Annotated in this window: 9 protein-coding genes; 8 read left to right on the top strand and 1 reads right to left on the bottom strand. The window is 44.3% G+C overall.

Annotated elements, in window-relative coordinates:
• Positions 1 to 335: 335 nt before the first annotated feature.
• Both HBA50_RS08380 and HBA50_RS08375 read left to right on the top strand, forming a co-directional pair.
• The gene (locus HBA50_RS08380; protein ID WP_166492640.1) at positions 336 to 13,001 is read left to right on the top strand and encodes a mucin-binding protein; all 12,666 of its coding nucleotides are present in this window, start codon (positions 336 to 338) and stop codon (positions 12,999 to 13,001) included.
• 417 nt (positions 13,002 to 13,418) lie between these two features.
• Entirely contained in the window at positions 13,419 to 14,135 is a 717-nt protein-coding gene (locus HBA50_RS08375) for a YebC/PmpR family DNA-binding transcriptional regulator (RefSeq protein WP_045498557.1), read from the top strand.
• Positions 14,136 to 14,213: 78 nt separating this feature from the next.
• Here HBA50_RS08375 and queG read toward each other — a convergent pair whose 3' ends face one another.
• Positions 14,214 to 15,338, bottom strand: a complete 1,125-nt coding sequence (gene queG / locus HBA50_RS08370; RefSeq protein ID WP_045498559.1) for a tRNA epoxyqueuosine(34) reductase QueG — start codon at positions 15,336 to 15,338, stop codon at positions 14,214 to 14,216.
• Positions 15,339 to 15,567: 229 nt separating this feature from the next.
• On the opposite strand from queG, the gene secA reads away from it, so the two are divergent.
• From secA to recG, 6 genes are all read left to right on the top strand, one after another.
• Complete coding sequence (secA, locus tag HBA50_RS08365) at positions 15,568 to 18,087, top strand: preprotein translocase subunit SecA (protein WP_045498561.1); 2,520 nt, start codon at positions 15,568 to 15,570, stop codon at positions 18,085 to 18,087.
• A gap of 16 nt (positions 18,088 to 18,103) precedes the next feature.
• Complete coding sequence (locus HBA50_RS08360) at positions 18,104 to 19,135, top strand: 3-deoxy-7-phosphoheptulonate synthase (RefSeq protein ID WP_045498564.1); 1,032 nt, start codon at positions 18,104 to 18,106, stop codon at positions 19,133 to 19,135.
• Between the two features lies 1 nt (position 19,136).
• Positions 19,137 to 20,174 carry a 3-deoxy-7-phosphoheptulonate synthase gene (locus HBA50_RS08355; RefSeq protein WP_045498569.1) on the top strand — a complete coding sequence of 346 codons (1,038 nt, stop codon included), beginning with the start codon at positions 19,137 to 19,139 and terminating at the stop codon, positions 20,172 to 20,174.
• A 198-nt stretch (positions 20,175 to 20,372) separates the two neighbouring features.
• A complete protein-coding gene (gene acpS, locus HBA50_RS08350; RefSeq protein ID WP_045498572.1) occupies positions 20,373 to 20,735 on the top strand; it encodes a holo-ACP synthase in 363 nt (120 codons plus the stop codon).
• Positions 20,725 to 21,831: an alanine racemase gene (alr, locus tag HBA50_RS08345; RefSeq protein WP_045498575.1), complete on the top strand. Its 1,107-nt coding sequence runs from the start codon at positions 20,725 to 20,727 to the stop codon at positions 21,829 to 21,831. Before acpS ends, alr begins: the two co-directional genes overlap by 11 nt.
• Before the next feature lie 31 nt (positions 21,832 to 21,862).
• The gene (recG, locus tag HBA50_RS08340) at positions 21,863 to 23,878 is read left to right on the top strand and encodes an ATP-dependent DNA helicase RecG (protein ID WP_045498578.1); all 2,016 of its coding nucleotides are present in this window, start codon (positions 21,863 to 21,865) and stop codon (positions 23,876 to 23,878) included.
• Positions 23,879 to 23,943 lie beyond the last annotated feature (65 nt).

Raw genomic sequence — 23,943 nt, 5'->3', positions numbered from 1 at the left:
ACTTTTGTTGGATAGAGCCCTGCAGGGGCTCTTTTATTTTGTTTTGATCATCAAATTATCAAGGTCGTTTTTTGTTGTTCTCATCCTCTTGAAACGGCTTGGTTAAAGCTTTTTGTTATCCCTATAATATGATATTACACTTTTGTTACAGAAAAAAATTAGACGGCAAAATCCTTGATATAATAGGAAAAAAACGGTATAATTATTGGTATGGTTTAGTGTCTAAACTTTGACATTAAAACCACCAATCATATGTTATAAAATACTTTGCTGCTCAGGCGTTAAGGTGTTGAGTAATAGGTGGTTGAACTATATTTTAAAAAGGAGAGATGTTCATGGATAAAAATGCGAGACGCAGATTAAACCGTGCGAGTGCTGAGAAACGGCTTCGATACTCAGTTCGTAAGTTTAATGTGGGCGTGGCTTCTGTAGCAGTCGCAGCTTTCATGTTCTTTGGGGGGAATGTCGTTTCAGCCGATACGTTAGCTAAGACGGATTCTTCAAGCACCTCTACGGAGAAAACGACCTCTGTGCCAGATTCAGGAGAAGATTCGGGAGCGAATGATTCTGACTCCGAGTCGGCCATAGAAAAGAATTCTACCGTAGCAACTGTTGCTGAAAGCAACGCAGTTTCAAGTGCAGCATCTACAGCATCTTCTACCTCTGCTGAAGACCTATCAAGCAAAGTGGAAGAAAAAACTGTTAAATCAGAAGTTACTTCAAAAAGTGAAGCAGCTTTAAAAGAAGCTACTTCACAAGTGTCTAAAGCTTCAGTAGCGACTAGCCAATCAACCGCTGCAATTCAGTCTGAGGCTCGAGTTAGCCCAGCTACTTCAGCTACTGCAGAGTCAACTGCGGTTTCATCTGAAGCAGCTACAGAATCAACTGCTGCTGTAGAACCTGCTAAGGTATCAGTTGAAAAGGCAGCTAGCCAAGCAGCTAGTTTGGCAACAGCTAGCCAAGCAGCAAATGCAGTAGCCAAAAGTGAAGCTAATTCAACATTAGCAGCTGCTCAAAGCGAAGTAAATAAAGGTTACGCTGATTTCCGTAAATCAGGAGAAAGTGGCTTCCGTTCGTTTGACCCACAAACAGGGAAGACAACTGTAACAAAAGAAAACTTCCTTGACTACTTCAGATTGAATGGTTCAGCTACCTATAATTCATACGATGGTATCGTGACCCTTACTCCAGATGAAACCTCTAAGACAGGTAACTTCAGTCTGAAGAGTAAGATCAATATGAACCAAAGCTTCAAGCTGACTGGTGGAGTTAACCTTGGTGATAAGACTCAGGAACGCTATGGTGCCGATGGTATTGGTTTTGCCTTCCATACAGGGAATACAACAGACCTAGGTGCCGATGGTGGTAACCTTGGTATTGGTGGTTTGCGTAACGCGAATGGTTTCAAGCTGGATACTTTCTGGAACGTCCACACACCACCGAAAGGGAACCGTTTTGATACTAGCAATACGGACTCATTCCAATATGGTTGGGCGGAAGACCCTCGTCTGGGACAATTTGGTGCCTGGGTAAATACTACTCATAAAAAAGTTCGTGGTGGAGGTATCTTCACTGGTGGTGAGTATGACCGCTGGTGGGCTGAGACAGATGCTGGTAGTGCTCAACGTCTAGACTCAAGTGACTTGGATGGTCGTTTCCACAGATTTGCTATCCAGTATGACGGTGTAACCAAGGAATTAACTGTCTCTTACGAAAGTAATCTTGGGATTAAGCAATGGAAGAAGAAAGTTTCTACTCCAGAACAACTGATGTCCATGGTGGTTACGGCGACGACTGGTAACTACAAGAACTTGCAACAGTTCCAAATCAAACGCTTCGACTTCTATCAAAGTGCCTCTGTTGACGTACGTTATGAAGATGAGCAAGGTCGAGAAATCGCTGAAGGCTCAGTAACTTATCCACAAGGTGCCTTCAAGGCTAAGCCTTATACCACTGAACAGAAGACGATTCCTGGCTATGGTTTCATTGGAATGAAGAGAGGTAGCTTGCCACCTTCAGGAACTCTGGCTGACTGGGGTACCAACGGTACAGTAACCTACGTTTACCGTAGAGGTGCAACTGATACGAAGACAGAAAAGAAGACAGTCTCTCGTACTATTTATTATAAATATAAACCAGGTGTGACAGGACCGACACTTCCGCCAGCTTACACTCAAACAGCTGAGTTCACTCGGACTGTGACAGGTGGTAGACCAGGTCCATGGAGTCCTGCATCTAAGAATTTTGCACCTGTAGATTCTCTAGATGTCCCAGGATATACTCCAGATACAGCAACTGTTCCCGGAGTTACAGTAAATCCAAATTCTACTCCAAGTGATGTAACGGTTTACTACGACAAGAATGCTCCAAAAGTAACAACTGAAACCAAAGATGTTACTCGTACAATTGCTTATGAATACGAAGATGGTGTGACTTCAGGTCGTCCAGCCCTTCCACGTGAAGTACAACAAAATGTACGATTTACACGACAAGTGTCAGAAGATGCAAGAACTGGTAAGAAGACATACGGCAACTGGACTCCAAGCACTCGAACTGTAGATGCGGTTGATACACCAGCAATTCAAGGCTTTACACCAAATAAAACTCGTGTAAATTCAGCTACTGTTTCACCAACAGATCCAAGCTGGCGTGAAATTGTTTCATACCGTAAGAATAATCCAAAAGTAACAACTGAAACAAAAGACGTTACTCGTACAATCGCTTACGAATATGAAGATGGTGTGACTAGAAATCGTCCAGCTCTTCCACAACCAGTTGAACAAACAGTTCAATTTACTCGTCAAGTATCAGAAGATCCAGTAACTGGTAAGAAGACATACGGCAACTGGACACCTAGCCGTCAAAATGTTGCTGCGGTTGATAGCCCAGAAGTAGCAGGCTTTACACCAAACAAACCACGTGTAAATTCAGCCTCTGTTGCTCCAACAGATCCAAGTTGGCGTGAAATTGTAAGCTATTCAGCTGCAGATCAAAAGGGAAGCATCGTTTACCGTACAGATGGTAAAAATGGTGTTCCAGCTAAGACCCTTCACACAGACAACGTAACTGGTAAGTCAGATACACCTGTAAACTATACAACAACTGCGAAAATCAACGAATTTAAACAGTTGGGTTATGATCTTGTTAGCGACGGCTTTACTAAAGCTGGCGGTCAAAGATTTGACAGTAATAACAATGTAGATCAAACATGGGAAGTTGTTCTTACTCCACGTATTGAGACAAAACAAGAAACAAAAGATGTTACTCGTAACGTTCGTTACCAATACAAGGATGGAGTGACCGCAGGTCGTCCAGCACTTCCTCGTCCAGTTACTCAAACAACAACATTTACTCGCCCAGTTTCTGTGAACAAGGTGACAGGTGTTGAAACTCCTGGACAATGGAACAAGCCAAGTGAAGAACTTCCAAAAGTTGATTCTCCAGCAGTTACTGGTTTCACTCCAGACAAACCAAGTGTTCCAGCCTCAACTGTTACTCCTACATCTCCTAACGAAGATGAAGTAGTAAGCTACAGCCAAGATGATCAACGTGGTATCATTGAGTATGTAACAGATGGACAAAACGGTGTTCCAGCTAAGACTCTTTACACAGACGGTGTTACAGGTAAATCAGGTGAAGATGTTGTTTATTCAACTGCTAGCCGTATCGCTCAACTTCAACAAGCAGGTTACAAACTTGTAAGTGATGGCTTCACTCAACCAAGTGGTCAGAAGTTTGATAACGATAAGACAAAAGACCAAGTTTGGAAAGTTGTCGTTACTCCAGTTGTTGAAACAACACAAGAAACGAAAAATGTTACTCGGACTATTCAATACCAATATGGTGATGGTGTAACAGAAGGTCGCCCAGCGCTTCCTCCAACAGTTACTCAACCAGTAACGTTTACTCGTCCAGTTTCTGTTAACAAGGTGACAGGTGAGAAAACTCCTGGTGCTTGGGATAAACCAAATGCTAATCTTCCAGAAGTGACATCTCCAGCGATCACAGGCTACAGTCCGGACAAACCAAAAGTTCCAGGTGTGACTGTTGACCCTACTTCTGAAAATCCAGTAGAAGTTGTCAAGTATAACTTGGATGAGCAACGTGGTTCTATCAAGTACGTAACAGATGGTAAGAATGGTGTTGAAGCTAAGACTCTTTACACAGATTCTGTGGCTGGTAAGTCAGGTGAGCCAGTAGCTTACTCAACAGCATCTCGTATCGAACAATTGAAACAAGCTGGTTACACTCTTGTAAGTGATGGTTTCACGCAACCAAATGGTCAGAAGTTCGATAACGATGATAAGAAAGATCAACAATTTGTTGTTACTCTTCGTCAAGGTAAAGAGCCAATTACAGACCCAGCTAAATTGAATAGCAAGGTTACTCGTACGATCAAGTACCAATACGCAGATGGTCAAACAGCGGGACGTCCAGCTCTGAAAGCTCCTGTGACTCAAGAAGCAGCCTTCACACGTACAGGTGAACGCAACCGTGTAACTGGCGTTGAAACCTTCGGCGCATGGACACCAGCTACAAAAGAATTGGCACAAGAAGGCATACCAGTTGTGACTGGATTTGTGGCAGATAAGGCCAATGTAGCAGCGAAGACAGTGAAAGCTGGCGACGCTAACAGCGAAGAAGTTGTACAATACAAGAAGCTCGGTTCATACGTACCAAATGTACCAGACGGACTTCCAAAAGTACCAAATCTTCCATATCCAAACGATCCAACAGATCCAACGAAACCAGGAACTGATCTTCCAGTAGTTCCAGATGTACCAGGCACTACACCAGTAGGTCCAGATGGTACTACACCATTGACACCGAAAGATCCGAGCGATCCAAGCAAGGGTTACAACCCACCACCAATTCCAAGTGATCCAACACAGGATACACCAATCAATTATGTTAAAGATGGTCAAAAAGCGATTATTACATTCGTAGACCAAGATGATAACAACAAGGAAGTTGGTAAGGTCGTTGAAAGCGGTAAGTCAGGTGAGCCAATCGGAACAACTAACTACGCAACCCGTCTGAAAGAATTGACAGACAAGGGCTACGAAGTAGTGAACGATGAGTTCAAGGGACCTAAGACCTTCGATAACGATGATAAGAAAGATCAACAATTTGTTGTTACTCTTCGTCAAGGTAAAGAGCCAATTACAGACCCAGCTAAATTGAATAGCAAGGTTACTCGTACGATCAAGTACCAATACGCAGATGGTCAAACAGCGGGACGTCCAGCTCTGAAAGCTCCTGTGACTCAAGAAGCAGCCTTCACACGTACAGGTGAACGCAACCGTGTAACTGGCGTTGAAACCTTCGGCGCATGGACACCAGCTACAAAAGAATTGGCACAAGAAGGCACACCAGTTGTGACTGGATTTGTGGCAGATAAGGCCAATGTAGCAGCGAAGACAGTGAAAGCTGGCGACGCTAACAGCGAAGAAGTTGTACAATACAAGAAGCTCGGTTCATACGTACCAAATGTACCAGACGGACTTCCAAAAGTACCAAATCTTCCATATCCAAACGATCCAACAGATCCAACGAAACCAGGAACTGATCTTCCAGTAGTTCCAGATGTACCAGGCACTACACCAGTAGGTCCAGATGGTACTACACCATTGACACCGAAAGATCCGAGCGATCCAAGCAAGGGTTACAACCCACCACCAATTCCAAGTGATCCAACACAGGATACACCAATCAATTATGTTAAAGATGGTCAAAAAGCGATTATTACCTTCGTAGACCAAGACGATAACAACAAGGAAGTTGGTAAGGTCGTTGAAAGCGGTAAGTCAGGTGAGCCAATCGGAACTACTAACTACGCAACTCGTCTGAAAGAATTGACAGACAAGGGCTACGAAGTGGTGAACGATGAGTTCAAGGGACCTAAGACCTTCGATAATGACGATAAGAAGGATCAACAATTTGTTGTTACTCTTCGTCATGGTAAAGAAGCAATCAAGGATCCAGCAGAACTCAACAAGAAGGTTACACGTACCATCAAGTATCAATATGCAGATGGTCAAACAGCAGGCCGTCCAGCTCTGAAAGCTCCTGTAACACAAGAAGCAGCCTTCACACGTACAGGTGAGCGCGACCGTGTAACTGACAAGAAGACTTACGGTGCATGGACACCAGCTACGAAAGAATTGGCTCAAGAAGCTACACCAGTCGTAACTGGATTCGTGGCAGATAAGGCCAATGTCGCAGCCAAGACAGTGACTCCTGATGATAAGGATAGCGAAGAAACAGTTAAGTACAGCAAACTTGGTTCATATGTACCAAATGTACCAGACGGACTTCCAAAAGTACCAAACCTTCCATATCCAAACGATCCAACAGATCCAACGAAACCAGGCACTGATCTTCCAGTGATTCCACATGTACCAGGCACTACACCAGTAGGCCCAGATGGTACTACACCATTGACACCGAAAGATCCGAGCGATCCAAGCAAGGGTTACAACCCACCACCAGTTCCAAGTGATCCAACGAAGGATACACCAATCAACTTCGTGAAGGATGGTCAAAAAGCGATTATCAGCTTCGTAGACCAAACTGACGGTAACAAGGAATTGACCAAGGTTGTTGAAAGCGGTAAGTCAGGTGAGCCAATCGGTACAACCAACTACGCAGCTCGTCTGAAAGAATTGACAGACAAGGGTTACGAAGTTGTAACGGATGAGTTCGCAGGACCTAAGACCTTCGATAATGACGATAAGAAGGATCAACAATTTGTTGTTACTCTTCGTCATGGTAAAGAAGCAATCAAGGATCCAGCAGAACTCAACAAGAAGGTTACACGTACCATCAAGTATCAATATGCAGATGGTCAAACAGCAGGCCGTCCAGCTCTGAAAGCTCCTGTAACACAAGAAGCAGCCTTCACACGTACAGGTGAGCGCGACCGTGTAACTGACAAGAAGACTTACGGTGCATGGACACCAGCTACGAAAGAATTGGCTCAAGAAGCTACACCAGTCGTAACTGGATTCGTGGCAGATAAGGCCAATGTCGCAGCCAAGACAGTGACTCCTGATGATAAGGATAGCGAAGAAACAGTTAAGTACAGCAAACTTGGTTCATATGTACCAAATGTACCAGACGGACTTCCAAAAGTACCAAACCTTCCATATCCAAACGATCCAACAGATCCAACGAAACCAGGCACTGATCTTCCAGTGATTCCACATGTACCAGGCACTACACCAGTAGGCCCAGATGGTACTACACCATTGACACCGAAAGATCCGAGCGATCCAAGCAAGGGTTACAACCCACCACCAGTTCCAAGTGATCCAACGAAGGATACACCAATCAACTTCGTGAAGGATGGTCAAAAAGCGATTATCAGCTTCGTAGACCAAACTGACGGTAACAAGGAATTGACCAAGGTTGTTGAAAGCGGTAAGTCAGGTGAGCCAATCGGTACAACCAACTACGCAGCTCGTCTGAAAGAATTGACAGACAAGGGTTACGAAGTTGTAACGGATGAGTTCGCAGGACCTAAGACCTTCGATAATGACGATAAGAAGGATCAAACCTTCACCGTTACTCTTCGTCAAGGTACAGAGAAGATTACAGACCCAGCTAAGCTCAACAAGAAAGTATCACGTACCATCAAGTACGAATACGCAGATGGTCAAACAGCGGGTCGTCCAGCTCTGAAAGCTCCAGTGACTCAAGAAGCAGCCTTCACACGTACAGGTGAACGTAACCGTGTAACTGGCGTTGAAACCTTCACTCCATGGACACCAGCTACGAAAGAATTGGCTCAAGAAGCTACACCAGTCGTAACTGGATTCGTGGCAGATAAGGCCAATGTCGCAGCCAAGACAGTGACTCCTGATGATAAGGATAGCGAAGAAGTTGTACAATACAAGAAACTTGGTTCATACGTACCAAATGTACCAGATGGACTTCCAAAAGTTCCAAATCTTCCATATCCAAACGATCCAACAGATCCAACGAAACCAGGAACTGATCTTCCAGTGATTCCACGTGTACCAGGCACTACACCAGTAGGCCCAGATGGCACAACACCATTGACACCGAAAGATCCGAGCGATCCAAGCAAGGGTTACAACCCACCACCAGTTCCAAGTGATCCAACGAAGGATACACCAATCAACTTCGTGAAGGATGGTCAAAAAGCGATTATCAGCTTCGTAGACCAAACTGACGGTAACAAGGAATTGACCAAGGTTGTTGAAAGCGGTAAGTCAGGTGAGCCAATCGGTACAACCAACTACGCAGCTCGTCTGAAAGAATTGACAGACAAGGGTTACGAAGTTGTAACGGATGAGTTCGCAGGACCTAAGACCTTCGATAATGACGATAAGAAGGATCAAACCTTCACCGTTACTCTTCGTCAAGGTACAGAGAAGATTACAGACCCAGCTAAGCTCAACAAGAAAGTATCACGTACCATCAAGTACGAATACGCAGATGGTCAAACAGCGGGTCGTCCAGCTCTGAAAGCTCCAGTGACTCAAGAAGCAGCCTTCACACGTACAGGTGAACGTAACCGTGTAACGAACGTTGAAACCTTCACTCCATGGACACCAGCTACGAAAGAATTGGCCCAAGAAGCTACACCAGTCGTAACTGGATTCGTGGCAGATAAGGCCAATGTAGCAGCCAAGACAGTGACTCCTGATGATAAGGATAGCGAAGAAACAGTTAAGTACAGCAAACTTGGTTCATACGTACCAAATGTACCAGACGGACTTCCAAAAGTTCCAAATCTTCCATATCCAAACGATCCAACAGATCCAAGCAAACCAGGTACTGATCTTCCAGTGATTCCACATGTACCAGGCACTACACCAGTAGGTCCAGATGGCACAACACCATTGACACCGAAAGATCCGAGCGATCCAAGCAAGGGTTACAACCCACCACCAATTCCAAGTGATCCAACGAAGGATACACCAATCAACTTCGTGAAGGATGGTCAAAAAGCGATTATCAGCTTCGTAGACCAAACTGACGGTAACAAGGAATTGACCAAGATCGTTGAAAGCGGTAAGTCAGGTGAGCCAATCGGTACAACCAACTACGCAGCTCGTCTGAAAGAATTGACAGACAAGGGCTATGAAGTTGTGAACGATGAGTTCTCAGGACCTAAGACCTTCGATAATGACGATAAGAAGGATCAAACCTTCACCGTTACTATGCGTCAGGTTGTAGTACCATTCAATCCGAATAATCCGCCGAGACCAAACGATCCAATGGATCCTAAGAATCCGGATGGACCTAAGTGGACAGATGATAAGATCAAGTCAGCTCAACAAGAAGCTGTGAAAGAATTGAGCCGTACGATCAAGTACGTATACGAAGATGGTAAAGAAGCAGCACCAAGCTTCACAGACAGCGCTAAATTCACGCGTATTCTGAAGATCAACGTCGTAACGAAAGCGATCGTAGAAAAAGGCCCATGGACATCACAAGATGACGTGATCAAGGGACAAACTTCACCAGACATCAAGGGTTACGTAGCGGACAAACCAAGCGTAGCAGATGTGAAGGTTACAGCAGACTCAGCTAAACCAGCTGATGAAGTCGTAACTTACAAGAAGGCTGATCAAAAAGCAACCATCACCTTCGTAGACCAAGCTAAGAAAGAATTGGCGAAGATCTCAGAAGGCGGTAAGTCAGGCGAACCAATTAGCCGTGACCAATACCTTGCGAAGTTGAAAGAATTGACTAACCAAGGTTACAAGGTTGTGAACGATGAGTTCAAGGATCCACAAAACTTTGATGATGATGCAAGCAAGGACCAAAACTTTACTGTTCAATTGGAAGAAGGCGTAGTACCATTCGATCCGAATAATCCGCCGAAACCAAACGATCCAATGGATCCTAAGAATCCGGATGGACCTAAGTGGACAGATGATAAGATCAAGTCAGCTCAACAAGAAGCTGTGAAAGAATTGAGCCGTACGATCAAGTACGTATACGAAGATGGTAAAGAAGCAGCACCAAGCTTCACAGACAGCGCTAAATTCACGCGTATTCTGAAGATCAACGTCGTAACGAAAGCGATCGTAGAAAAAGGCCCATGGACATCACAAGATGACGTGATCAAGGGACAAACTTCACCAGACATCAAGGGTTACGTAGCAGATAAAGCAAGCGTAGCAGATGTGAAGGTTACAGCAGATTCAGCTAAACCAGCAGATGAAGTCGTAACTTACAAGAAGGCTGATCAAAAAGCAACCATCACCTTCGTAGACCAAGCTAAGAAAGAATTGGCGAAGATCTCAGAAGGCGGTAAGTCAGGCGAACCAATTAGCCGTGACCAATACCTTGCGAAGTTGAAAGAATTGACTAACCAAGGTTACAAGGTTGTGAACGATGAGTTCAAGGATCCACAAAACTTTGATGATGATGCAAGCAAGGACCAAAACTTTACTGTTCAATTGGAAGAAGGCGTAGTACCATTCGATCCGAATAATCCGCCGAAACCAAACGATCCAATGGATCCTAAGAATCCGGATGGACCTAAGTGGACAGATGATAAGATCAAGTCAGCTCAACAAGAAGCTGTGAAAGAATTGAGCCGTACGATCAAGTACGTATACGAAGATGGTAAAGAAGCAGCACCAAGCTTCACAGACAGCGCTAAATTCACGCGTATTCTGAAGATCAACGTCGTAACGAAAGCGATCGTAGAAAAAGGCCCATGGACATCACAAGACGACGTGATCAAGGGACAAACTTCACCAAACATCAAGGGTTACGTAGCGGATAAAGCAAGCGTAGCAGATGTGAAGGTTACAGCAGATTCAGCTAAACCAGCAGATGAAGTCGTAACTTACAAGAAGGCTGATCAAAAAGCAACCATCACCTTCGTAGACCAAGCTAAGAAAGAATTGGCGAAGATCTCAGAAGGCGGTAAGTCAGGTGAACCAATTAGCCGTGACCAATACCTTGCGAAGTTGAAAGAATTGACTAACCAAGGTTACAAGGTTGTGAACGATGAGTTCAAGGATCCACAAAACTTTGATGATGATGCAAGCAAGGACCAAAACTTTACTGTTCAATTGGAAGAAGGCGTAGTACCATTCGATCCGAATAATCCGCCGAAACCAAACGATCCAATGGATCCTAAGAATCCGGATGGACCTAAGTGGACAGATGATAAGATCAAGTCAGCTCAACAAGAAGCTGTGAAAGAATTGAGCCGTACGATCAAGTACGTATACGAAGATGGTAAAGAAGCAGCACCAAGCTTCACAGACAGCGCTAAATTCACGCGTATTCTGAAGATCAACGTCGTAACGAAAGCGATCGTAGAAAAAGGCCCATGGACATCACAAGACGACGTGATCAAGGGACAAACTTCACCAAACATCAAGGGTTACGTAGCGGATAAAGCAAGCGTAGCAGATGTGAAGGTTACAGCAGACTCAGCGAAACCAGCTGATGAAGTCGTAACTTACAAGAAGGCTGATCAAAAAGCAACCATCACCTTCGTAGATCAAGCTAAGAAAGAATTGGCGAAGATCTCAGAAGGCGGTAAGTCAGGTGAACCAATTAGCCGTGACCAATACCTTGCGAAGTTGAAAGAATTGACTAACCAAGGTTACAAGGTTGTGAACGATGAGTTCAAGGATCCACAAAACTTTGATGATGATGCAAGCAAGGACCAAAACTTCACTGTTCAATTGGAAGAAGGCGTAGTACCATTCGATCCGAATAATCCGCCGAAACCAAACGATCCAATGGATCCTAAGAATCCGGATGGACCTAAGTGGACAGATGATAAGATCAAGTCAGCTCAACAAGAAGCTGTGAAAGAATTGAGCCGTACGATCAAGTACGTATACGAAGATGGTAAAGAAGCAGCACCAAGCTTCACAGACAGCGCTAAATTCACGCGTATTCTGAAGATCAACGTCGTAACGAAAGCGATCGTAGAAAAAGGCCCATGGACATCACAAGACGACGTGATCAAGGGACAAACTTCACCAAACATCAAGGGTTACGTAGCAGATAAAGCAAGCGTAGCAGATGTGAAGGTTACAGCAGACTCAGCGAAACCAGCTGATGAAGTCGTAACTTACAAGAAGGCTGATCAAAAAGCAACCATCACCTTCGTAGACCAAGCTAAGAAAGAATTGGCGAAGATCTCAGAAGGCGGTAAGTCAGGTGAACCAATTAGCCGTGACCAATACCTTGCGAAGTTGAAAGAATTGACTAACCAAGGTTACAAGGTTGTGAACGATGAGTTCAAGGATCCACAAAACTTTGATGATGATGCAAGCAAGGACCAAAACTTCACTGTTCAATTGGAAGAAGGCGTAGTACCATTCGATCCGAATAATCCGCCGAAACCAAACGATCCAATGGATCCTAAGAATCCGGATGGACCTAAGTGGACAGATGATAAGATCAAGTCAGCTCAACAAGAAGCTGTGAAAGAATTGAGCCGTACGATCAAGTACGTATACGAAGATGGTAAAGAAGCAGCACCAAGCTTCACAGATAGCGCTAAATTCACGCGTATTCTGAAGATCAACGTCGTAACGAAAGCGATCGTAGAAAAAGGCCCATGGACATCACAAGATGACGTGATCAAGGGACAAACTTCACCAGACATCAAGGGTTACGTAGCAGATAAAGCAAGCGTAGCAGATGTGAAGGTTACAGCAGACTCAGCTAAACCAGCAGATGAAGTCGTAACTTACAAGAAGGTAGAAGTTCCACCTACACCTACACCAACTCCGGAACCAAAACCAACTCCTACTCCGGAGCCAAAACCAGAACCAAAACCAGAACCGAAACCTGTTCCACCAACTCCAGCTCCGGTACCAAATAAACAAGTACCGAACAAGCCGGTGGAACCGAAAGTTCCTGGAACTACTGCTCTGCCAAATACAGGTGAGAAATCATCCTCAGCAGCAGTACTTGGTTTAGGAATTGTTGCAACACTCGCAGGTGTCAGCTTGATTAAACCAAGATTGAAAGAAGAAGATTAATTCTTTCTAGCTTGGATAGTAATCACTGAAGAGTTGTGGACGATTAGTTAACAGCTCGCAAAAATCGATAACTTCTTTACGAAGTTATCGATTTTTTATTTATTTGATTAGCTAACTTTGGTAATAATAAATGAGAGAAGATTCTAGTAAAATAGGAGATTTACTGGAGAATGAAGGAGCATCACCTTGAATTTAGTAGCATCATTCATTTTACTATCGAGAGAATGTAATGACTTATCTCGGTATTCTAAAATGTATAAGGAACTAGTACTCTAATTTTTTCTATCTTTAGTTTGTACTTCAGCAGATAATTTTAGGGAATTGGGGACTTTCCTGTTTTTGTTGGATGATTTTTCGTCTTTCCTGTGTTATAATAAGAAAGATTAAAATTGTAGAATAGTTAAAGGAGAAATTCCAATGGGACGTAAGTGGGCCAATATTGTAGCTAAGAAAACAGCTAAAGACGGCGCAAACTCAAAAGTTTATGCTAAATTCGGTGTAGAGATCTATGTAGCAGCGAAAAAAGGTGAACCAGATCCTGAGTTGAACACAGCCCTTAAGTTCGTTATTGATCGCGCTAAGCAAGCGCAAGTGCCAAAGCATGTTATTGATAAGGCGATTGACAAGGCTAAGGGAAATACAGACGAGACCTTTACAGAAGGCCGTTATGAAGGCTTTGGACCAAATGGTTCTATGCTGATCGTTGATACATTGACTTCGAATGTTAATCGAACTGCGGCCAATGTCCGTGCAGCCTTTGGGAAAAATGGCGGAAACATGGGTGCTAGTGGCTCTGTGTCTTATCTTTTTGATAATAAAGGTGTTATCGTTTTTGCTGGTGATGATGCAGATAGCATCTTTGAATTGCTTTTAGAAGCAGATGTAGATGTGGACGATGTAGAGGCTGAAGAAGGAAGTATCACTGTTTATACAGCGCCAACTGACCTACATAAAGCAATTGTAGCTTTGCGTGAATCTGGTATCCAAGAATTCCAAGTGACAGAGCTTGAAATGATTCCTCAGTCTGAAGTGGAATTAACAGGAGAAGATTTAGAAACCTTCGAAAAATTGTATAGCGTCCTTGAAGACGATGAAGATGTCCAAAAAATCTACACCAACGTAGATGGATTCTAATTGAATAACATAAAAATACAGTCTGATTTAGTATAAGCTGCGTTCTAAGGCAGTTTCTAAATCAGACTGTATTTATTTTTAGTTAGTTAAGTGAAATTTTTTTAGGAATTGTTCCTGTTCCTCTTTGATAGCTTCTGTGGGATTTTTCACAGCAAGAATCATCTCAATCATTTCAGGATTGGCTTCGCGTACTAGCTGACTGAGAGCCCAGATGGCCGTAGCGATATGGATAGGATTTTGTCCTTTATCGATAATTTCTAGCAGTTTGGGAATGGCAGAGCGGTCATTAGCATTGGCTAGAGCGATGATAGCATTGCGCTGCAGGATGTTTTTACCCCGCCAGCTACCTGCTATATGGCCAAATTTTTCCTTAAATTGACCATTAGAAAGCTCCAAGAAAGGAAGGAGCTCTGGATGAGCTAGATCGGGATCAATCTCAGTTGCGAGTGGATTGTCTAAACCTTTATTATAGGGGCAGCAAATTTGGCAGATATCGCAACCATAGATGACTGTCTTGATTTTTTTGCGAAATTCTAGGTCCATGATGCCCTTATCTTGGGTTTGAAAAGATAGGCAGCGCTTGGCGTTCATAGTCCCATCGCCAATGAGGCAGGAGGTAGGGCAGGCTGTCACGCAGCGATTACAGTCTCCGCAGTCATAGTCGACAGGCTGGTCAGGTTCGATGTCCAGATTGGTAATGAGCTCGCCCAAAAACATGTAGGAGCCAAATTCCTTGGAGATAACCAAGCCGTTCTTGCCGATAAAGCCTATTCCTGCTCGCCGGGCTACAGCGGTGTCGACCAAGGCTCCTGTATCTACCATGCCTTTATATTCAAAGTCGGCAGTTAACTCCTCAATTCCCTTTGCAAGCCGATCTAGCTTGTCCTGTAGGACATAGTGATAGTCTAGCCCCCAGCTGTTGGGAGTGAATTTTCCTCGTTTGTAGGCTGTTTTTTGTGGCTGCTGCTTGAGCTTGTGGGGATAGGCGACTGCGATAGAGATGATGGTCTTGGCCGAAGCCAAACTTAGCTTAGGTTTAATTCGTTCCTCAATATTCTTATGTTCAAAACCTGAATTTCGGCCTTCTTCTACAGCCAAACGCAGCGACTTTTCCAGATAGTCAAAGTCATCTGCTGTCGTAAAGCCAATTTTAGAAATGCCAATGTCTTTTGATAATTTGATAATTTCTTCTTTGATATTCATTGCTATTATTATATCGAAATTATGATAATTATGCGAGAAACTACTTCGTGAAAACCATGATTATTTAGCAAATTTGAGTGCAAGAAGAGTTAGGCAGATAAGCGTGTAAATTGAGAAATGACAGCCTTTCAAGCCAATTGCTAAATGGATTATTTCTTGAAAGATATGGGGAAACATGCTATAATGAGAGGAAACATTTATAAACAGAACATAGCGAGTAAGGAATAAAATGGCTAATATTTTAAAAAAAATCATCGAAAATGATAAAGGTGAAATAAGAAAATTAGAAAAGATGGCGGACAAGGTCATGTCCTATGAGGACGAAATGGCAGCCTTGACCGATGAGGAACTGCAAGCAAAAACGGTTGAATTTAAGGAACGTTATGCTAATGGTGAAACTTTAGATCAACTTTTGTTTGAAGCATTTGCAGTTGTCCGTGAAGGAGCTAAGCGTGTCTTAGGTCTTTTCCCATATAAGGTTCAGATTATGGGGGGGATTGTCCTTCACCATGGTGATGTGCCAGAAATGCGTACGGGGGAAGGAAAAACCCTGACAGCGACTATGCCTGTTTACCTGAATGCCTTATCTGGCCAAGGAGTTCACGTTGTTACAGTCAATGAATACTTGTCAGAGCGTGATGCGACTGAGATGGGTGAACTTTATTCTTGGTTGGGACTTTCTGTTGGTATCAACCTAGCATCTAAGTCACCAATGGAAAAAAGAGAAGCTTATGCTTGTGACATCACCTACTCAACCAACTCTGAAATTGGTTTTGACTACCTGCGCGATAACATGGTGGTTCGGGCTGAAAATATGGTGCAGCGCCCGCTTAACTATGCCTTGGTTGACGAGGTGGATTCTATCTTGATTGACGAAGCGCGTACGCCATTGATCGTGTCAGGACCGACAGCTTCTGATACGAATCAGCTTTATTACAGAGCGGATAGCTTTGTGAAAACACTTCAAAAAGATGACTATATCATTGATATTCCATCTAAGACGATTGGTTTGTCAGATTCTGGTATTGACAAGGCTGAAAGTTACTTTAATTTAGAAAATCTATACGATCTTGAGAATGTTGCTTTGACTCACTTTATCGACAATGCCTTGCGTGCTAACTATATTATGACCTTAGATGTGGATTATGTCGTGAGCGAAAAGCAGGAAATCCTCATCGTTGACCAATTTACAGGGCGTACAATGGAAGGTCGTCGTTTCTCTGATGGACTCCACCAAGCGATTGAAGCAAAAGAAGCTGTGCCTATCCAAGAAGAATCAAAGACATCTGCTTCGATTACTTACCAGAACCTTTTCCGTATGTATAAAAAGCTGTCAGGGATGACAGGGACTGGTAAAACAGAAGAAGAAGAATTCCGCGAAATTTATAATATCCGTGTAATTCCAATTCCAACTAACCGTCCGGTCCAACGTATCGACCATCCAGATTTGCTGTATCCTAGCTTGGAAGCGAAGTTTAAAGCAGTCGTGGAAGACGTCAAGGAACGCTACAAAACAGGCCAGCCTGTCTTGGTCGGTACAGTATCGGTTGACACGAGTGACTATCTTTCTCAAAAATTAGTGGCTGCAGGAATTCCTCATGAAGTTCTGAATGCTAAGAACCATTATAAAGAAGCACAGATTATCATGAATGCTGGTCAGCGTGGTGCTATTACCATTGCGACCAACATGGCTGGACGTGGTACCGATATTAAGTTAGGTGAAGGTGTACGTGAATTGGGTGGACTTTGTGTCATTGGTACAGAGCGTCATGAAAGCCGCCGGATTGACAATCAGCTTCGTGGACGTTCAGGACGTCAGGGTGATCCAGGCGAATCACAATTCTACCTATCTCTCGAAGACGATTTGATGAAACGTTTCGGTTCAGAGCGCATTAAGGCTGTGCTAGACCGGATGAATCTGAGCGAAGAAGAGTCCGTCATCAAGTCTCGGATGCTCACGCGTCAGGTTGAAGGGGCTCAAAAACGGGTTGAAGGAAATAACTACGATACGCGTAAGCAAGTCCTTCAATATGACGATGTCATGCGCGAACAACGTGAAATTATCTATTCTCAGCGCTATGACGTCATCACAGCAGACCGTGATTTGGCTCCAGAAATTCATGCCATGATCCGTCGTACCATTAATCGGATCGTAGATGGCAGCAGCCATTCAGACCACGATGAAAGAATTGAAGCGATTCTGAATTTTGCTAAATATAACCTTGTAGCTGAGGATTCTATCTCAGCTGACGATTTAGAAGGTAAATCGAATCAAGAGATCAAAGATTACTTGATGGAACGAGCTTCTGAAGTTTATGCCAATCAGGTTTCTAAACTTCGTGATGAAGAAGCAGTTCAAGAGTTCCAAAAAGTGCTGATCCTACGTGTTGTAGATAATAAATGGACAGATCATATCGACGCCTTGGATCAATTGCGTCAGGCTGTGGGGCTTCGCGGCTATGCTCAGAACAACCCAGTTGTTGAGTATCAGGCAGAAGGTTTCCGGATGTTTAATGATATGATCGGCTCTATCGAGTTTGATGTGACTCGTCTCATGATGAAAGCACAGATCCATGAGCAAGAACGTCCACGTACAGAGCACAGTATCAGCACGACAGCTACTCGAAACATTGCTGCTCAAAACCCAAATCTTCCAAAAAATGTTGATTTATCCTCTGTAAAAAGAAATGATTTATGTCCATGTGGTTCAGGTAAGAAATTTAAAAACTGTCATGGCCGCAAGAAGTAGTTTATAAGGAGAGAAGATGACCTTTAAAGCAACTAGTCAACCAATCAATGTAGCAGAAGTGCGTCAGCTTGCTAAGTTAGAAGGTTCTATTTTGGCTCGTAAGCAAGAACGAGATCGTCAACTAGAAGCTATTATCCGCGGTGAGGATGATCGTATCCTTTTGGTCATCGGTCCTTGCTCCTCAGACAATGAAGAAGCTGTCTTGGAATACGCCAAGCGTTTGGCAGCTCTTCAGGAAGAGGTTAAAGATCGGATCTTTATGGTCATGCGGGTCTACACAGCCAAGCCACGGACCAATGGTGATGGCTACAAGGGTTTGATTCATCAGCCTAATGCGACAGCGGCACCTAGCCTAATCAACGGAATTAAAGCGGTGCGTAACCTGCATTACCGCGTGATTTCAGAAACTGGAATGACGACGGCTGACGAGATGCTTTACCCAGAAAATCTCCCCTTAGTAGATGATTTGATTTCCTATATGGCGATCGGTGCTCGTTCTGTTGAAGATCAGCAGCACCGCTTTGTAGCCAGTGGAGCGGATTTTCCGACTGGTTTGAAAAATCCAACATCTGGCAATCTGAATGTCATGTTTAACGGTATTTATGCGGCTCAGAACAAGCAGAGCTTCCTCTTTGCAAATAGAGAAGTAGAGACGAGCGGAAATCCCTTGGTTCATGCGATTCTGCGCGGTGCCATCAATGAATATGGCAAAAATATTCCGAACTACTATTATGATAATCTGCTGGATACAATCGCCCAGTATGAAGCTATGGGACTAGAAAATCCATTTATCATCATTGATACTAACCATGACAACTCTGGCAAGCAGTATTTGGAGCAAGTCCGTATTGTTCGTCAGACTTTGATCAACCGCGACTGGAATGATAAAATCAAGAAGGTGGTTCGTGGCTTTATGATTGAATCTTACTTGGAGGATGGCCGACAAAATGAACCAGAAGTCTTTGGCAAATCTATCACAGATCCATGCCTAGGCTGGGACAAGACGGTCGAACTCGTCCATGAGATATACGACACACTAGGTAAATAATATGGCATTTATAGAAAAAGGTCAGGAAATTGACATCGAGCAGATCAAGTCTGCAACAATTTTGTCAGACCAAGCTCTGAAAAAGAAATATCAGCGTGATCAGGAATTGGCTGCCATCATCAAGGGAGAAGATCAACGCTTGCTCTTGGTTATCGGTCCCTGCTCATCTGACAATGAGGAGGCGGTGCTGGAGTATGCTCGTCGATTGGCTGAACTGCAGCAGAAGGTGGCGGATAAGATTTTTATCGTCATGCGGGTCTATACTGCCAAGCCTCGGACCAATGGGGACGGCTATAAAGGGCTCGTTCACCAGCCAGATACTTCAAAAAGTCCAAGCTTGATCAATGGGTTAAAGGCGGTGCGCCAGCTTCATTACCGAGTCATTACTGAGACGGGCTTGACCACTGCTGATGAAATGCTCTATCCTTCTAATCTAGTGCTGGTAGATGATTTGGTCAGTTACCATGCCGTAGGTGCTCGTTCGGTCGAAGATCAAGAACACCGCTTCGTAGCGTCTGGCATTGACGCTCCGGTTGGTATGAAAAATCCAACATCTGGCAATCTTGGAGTCATGTTTAATGCTGTCTATGCTGCTCAAAATAAGCAAATCTTCCTCTATCATGGTCAGGAAGTAGAAACGTTAGGAAATCCTCTTGCGCATGTGATTTTGCGTGGTGCGTTAGATGAGTACGGTAAGAACAAGCCTAACTTCTATTACGAAAATCTTCTGGATGTGATCAAACGCTATGAAGAAATGAAGCTGTCCAATCCTTTTATCCTGATTGATACCAATCATGATAATTCTGGCAAGCAGTATTTGGAGCAGATCCGTATTATCCGTCAGACTCTGATCAACTGTGCTTGGAATGAGCAAATCAAAAAGGCTGTGCGTGGATTCATGATTGAGTCCTACTTGGAGGATGGCCGCCAGAATGAGCCAGAAGTCTTTGGTAAGTCCATTACCGATCCTTGCTTGGGCTGGGACAAGACAGAAGAGCTCATTCAGGAAATCTATGATACCTTAGAAAAAGAAGCTTAAATAGAAAGGATTAGGAGGCTTTGCTAGAAGTCTACTAATGAATATAGGCAAGCTCATACTCTACGAAAATCTAATTTTGATGATGTTAAACCTCTTTGATGCATTTCAGTGTCATTCTCATCGGTTTGCCTTGTCGAAATTAGATTTTCTTTCAATCTCCTTGGGAGAAGGGCGTTGCTTCGTATTCCTAATAGAAGTATGATAAGAGGACACGGAATAGATATAGAAGAGATTTCCAGCATTGGTCGGGCCTACGAGAAGAATGAGCGCTTTGCTGAGAAAATCTTGACAGCTCAGGAGTTGGCTCGGTTTGGCTCCTTAAAGGGCAAGCGCAAGCTGGAATATTTGGCCGGTCGCTGGTCAGCTAAAGAAGCCTTTGCCAAGGCTTGGGGGACCGGTATTGGCCCTGTGACTTTTCAGGATTTGGAAATTTTAAATGATGATAAGGGGGCTCCCTATTTTAGTAAGTCTCCCTTTGCTGGTTCGGTATGGCTATCAATCAGTCATGCTGGAAATCTGGTGACCGCCAGTGTGATTTTGGAGGAAGACAATGAAAGCTAGTCTACATAGACCCACTAAAGCAGTCATAGACCTGTCTGCTATTGCATTTAATATTGAGCAAATTGCGGCTCATATTCCCCAGTCGGTCCAGAAGTGGGCAGTAGTCAAGGCCAATGCTTATGGACATGGTGCGGTTCCTGTCTCTCAGTATATTCAGCCGCTTGTAGATGGTTTTTGCGTGTCCAATATTGATGAAGCCCTCGAACTACGAGAAGCTGGCATTGCTAAATCCATTCTTATTTTGGGTGTTTCTTCATTGGAGGCTGTACCTTTAGCTATCCAGCAGCAGATTACCTTGACGGTGGCCAGCCTAGCTTGGCTGGAGGAGCTCTTGAGCCAGCAAGCTAATCTGACGGGCTTGACTGTTCATATCAAGATTGATTCAGGCATGGGACGCATTGGCTTCCGTGATAGTCAAGAAGCCCAGCAAGCAATTAGCCGCCTGCAAGCAGCAGGAGCTGTGGTAGAAGGAATTTTCACTCATTTTGCAACAGCTGACGAATTAGATACAAGTCATTTTGTAGCTCAATTAAATCGCTTCAAAGAGATTTTGAGTGAGTTAGCTTTCTTGCCGCCAGTTGTGCATGCTAGTAACTCTGCAACAACTCTTTGGCACAGTGACACGATTATGAATGCTGTTCGGCTGGGCGATATTATTTACGGATTGAATCCTAGCGGACGAGTGCTGGACTTACCTTATGAGGTCAAACCAGCTCTTAGCTTAGAATCTGCTCTGGTTCACGTCAAAGAAATTCAAGCGGGCGCCCATGTCGGTTATGGGGCAACCTATACCAGTGATAGCCAGCAAATCATTGGAACCATTCCTCTGGGTTATGCTGATGGCTGGACCCGCGACATGCAGGGCTTTGATGTCTTGATCGATGGTCAGCGCTGTCCAATTGTCGGTCGGGTTTCTATGGATCAGATCACAGTGCGTCTACCTCAAGTCTACCCTTTGGGAACGCAGGTAGTCTTGATTGGTCAGAGTGGAGCCGAGCTTATTACAGCAACGGATGTGGCAGACAAACGTGGTACGATCAATTATGAAGTGGTCTGCTTAATCAGCGATAGGGTACCGAGAGAGTATAAAAAGTAAAAGACAATCAAGAAGAAGGAAAGGAGACAAGATGAATCTGCACCAGGCTTTGACGGCTCTGCCAGGAGTGGGGCCAAAATCGGCTGAAAAATTTAAAAAACTAGGCCTTGAGAGCCTGCAGGATCTCCTGCTCTATTTTCCTTTTCGCTATGAAGATTTTAAGAGTAAGAATGTCCTTGATTTAGAAGATGGAGAAAAGGCGGTCATTTCTGGGATCGTCGCGACTCCAGCTAATGTTCAGTATTATGGCTACAAGCGCAATCGCCTGCGTTTCACAATCAAGCAGGGAGAAGTCGCGATTGCAGTCAACTTTTTCAACCAGCCGTATCTAGCAGATAAGATCGAGCTGGGAGCAACGGTGGCTATTTTTGGTAAATGGGATAAAGCCAAGGCTAGTCTGACGGGGATGAAGGTGTTAGCTCAGGTTGAAGACGACTTGCAGCCAGTTTATCGAGTTGCCCAAGGGATTAGTCAGGCCAGTCTTGTCAAACTGATTAAGGCAGCCTTTGACCAAGGTTTGGATCAGTTGTTAGAGGAGAATCTTCCTCCTGTCCTTCTGGAGCGCTACCAGCTTTTGGGGCGCACTCAAGCTGTGCGTGCCATGCACTTTCCTAGGGATTTGGCGGAATATAAGCAGGCCCTGCGTCGGGTCAAGTTTGAAGAACTTTTTTATTTTCAGATGCAGCTGCAGGTTCTGAAGCATGAGAACAAGGATATCAGTCAGGGACTCGCTATTCCTTGGCAGGAAAAAATGCTGGCTCAAAAAAAAGCTGCATTGCCATTTTCTCTGACGGAAGCTCAGGAGAGGAGTCTGGAAGAAATTCTCAGTGATTTGCAATCGCCTGCTCATATGAACCGTCTCCTGCAAGGAGATGTTGGTAGTGGTAAGACTGTTGTGGCCGGTTTGGCCATGTATGCCGCCTATACGGCAGGCTATCAGTCAGCTTTGATGGTTCCGACAGAAATCTTGGCTGAGCAGCATCTGGATAGCCTGACTCAGCTCTTTCCTGAACTGAATTTAGCCCTCCTAACTGGTGGTATGAAAGCCGCTGAACGCAGAGAGACTTTAGCTGCCATAGAGTCGGGGCAAGTAGATATGGTGGTCGGCACCCATGCCTTGATTCAGGAAGGGGTGGTCTATCATCGACTTGGCTTGGTCATTATTGATGAGCAACATCGTTTTGGGGTGGACCAGCGTCGGATTTTGCGGGAAAAGGGAAATAATCCAGACGTTCTCATGATGACAGCCACGCCTATTCCTCGTACTTTGGCCATTACCGCTTTTGGTGACATGGATGTCTCTATCATCGACCAGATGCCGGCTGGCCGCAAGCCTATCATTACTCGCTGGGTCAAGCACGAGCAATTGGAAGTGGTTTTGGACTGGATGAAAAAAGAGCTGGCCAAGGGTGCCCAAGTCTACTTCATTTCTCCCTTGATTGAGGAATCGGAGGCTTTGGATTTAAAAAATGCGATTGCTCTAGAGGAAGAGCTCAAGGCCTACTTTGCCAATCAGGCTCAGGTGGCTCTCCTTCACGGTCGTATGAAAAATGACGAAAAAGAGGCCATTATGCAGGACTTCAAGGATGGGAAAACAGATATTCTAGTGTCAACTACAGTTATTGAAGTCGGCGTCAATGTTCCGAATGCGACCATCATGGTTATCATGGATGCTGACCGCTTCGGACTCAGCCAGCTTCATCAGCTGCGGGGACGAGTGGGTCGAGGAAATAAGCAGTCTTATGCTGTGCTGGTTGCCAATCCCAAGACAGAGTCTGGCAAGAAACGTATGAAAATCATGACCGAGACAACAGATGGCTTTGTTCTGGCTGAGGAAGACCTCAAGATGCGTGGCTCTGGTGAAATTTTTGGGACCCGTCAGTCTGGTATCCCAGAGTTTCAGGTGGCGGACATCGTGGAGGACTATCCCATTTTGGAAGAAGCGCGCAAGGTCGCCAGCCAAATCGTCGCCAATCCTAGCTGGCGGCAGGATGCCAATTGGCACCTAGTATCCCTGCATCTTGAAAAACGCGATTATCTGGACTAGCGAGATAACATTCGATTAGATTTTGCCTTATACGTTTAAGCTTTCTGCAAGAAAATTCTAAGCCT

The sequence above is a fragment of the Streptococcus cristatus ATCC 51100 genome, from assembly GCF_011612585.1.
GTDB lineage: Bacteria > Bacillota > Bacilli > Lactobacillales > Streptococcaceae > Streptococcus > Streptococcus cristatus_H.
The sequence above is the reverse complement of the archived record's forward strand: the minus strand, read 5'-3'. Positions and strand labels throughout refer to the sequence as shown.

What these genes read in the sequence shown, in the direction of transcription:
- HBA50_RS08380 (WP_166492640.1), top strand. Translation starts at nt 336, where the DNA reads ATGGATAAAAATGCGAGACGCAGATTAAACCGTGCGAGTGCTGAGAAA.
- HBA50_RS08375 (WP_045498557.1), top strand. Translation starts at nt 13,419, where the DNA reads ATGGGACGTAAGTGGGCCAATATTGTAGCTAAGAAAACAGCTAAAGAC.
- queG (WP_045498559.1), bottom strand. Translation starts at nt 15,338, where the DNA reads ATGAATATCAAAGAAGAAATTATCAAATTATCAAAAGACATTGGCATT.
- secA (WP_045498561.1), top strand. Translation starts at nt 15,568, where the DNA reads ATGGCTAATATTTTAAAAAAAATCATCGAAAATGATAAAGGTGAAATA.
- HBA50_RS08360 (WP_045498564.1), top strand. Translation starts at nt 18,104, where the DNA reads ATGACCTTTAAAGCAACTAGTCAACCAATCAATGTAGCAGAAGTGCGT.
- HBA50_RS08355 (WP_045498569.1), top strand. Translation starts at nt 19,137, where the DNA reads ATGGCATTTATAGAAAAAGGTCAGGAAATTGACATCGAGCAGATCAAG.
- acpS (WP_045498572.1), top strand. Translation starts at nt 20,373, where the DNA reads ATGATAAGAGGACACGGAATAGATATAGAAGAGATTTCCAGCATTGGT.
- alr (WP_045498575.1), top strand. Translation starts at nt 20,725, where the DNA reads ATGAAAGCTAGTCTACATAGACCCACTAAAGCAGTCATAGACCTGTCT.
- recG (WP_045498578.1), top strand. Translation starts at nt 21,863, where the DNA reads ATGAATCTGCACCAGGCTTTGACGGCTCTGCCAGGAGTGGGGCCAAAA.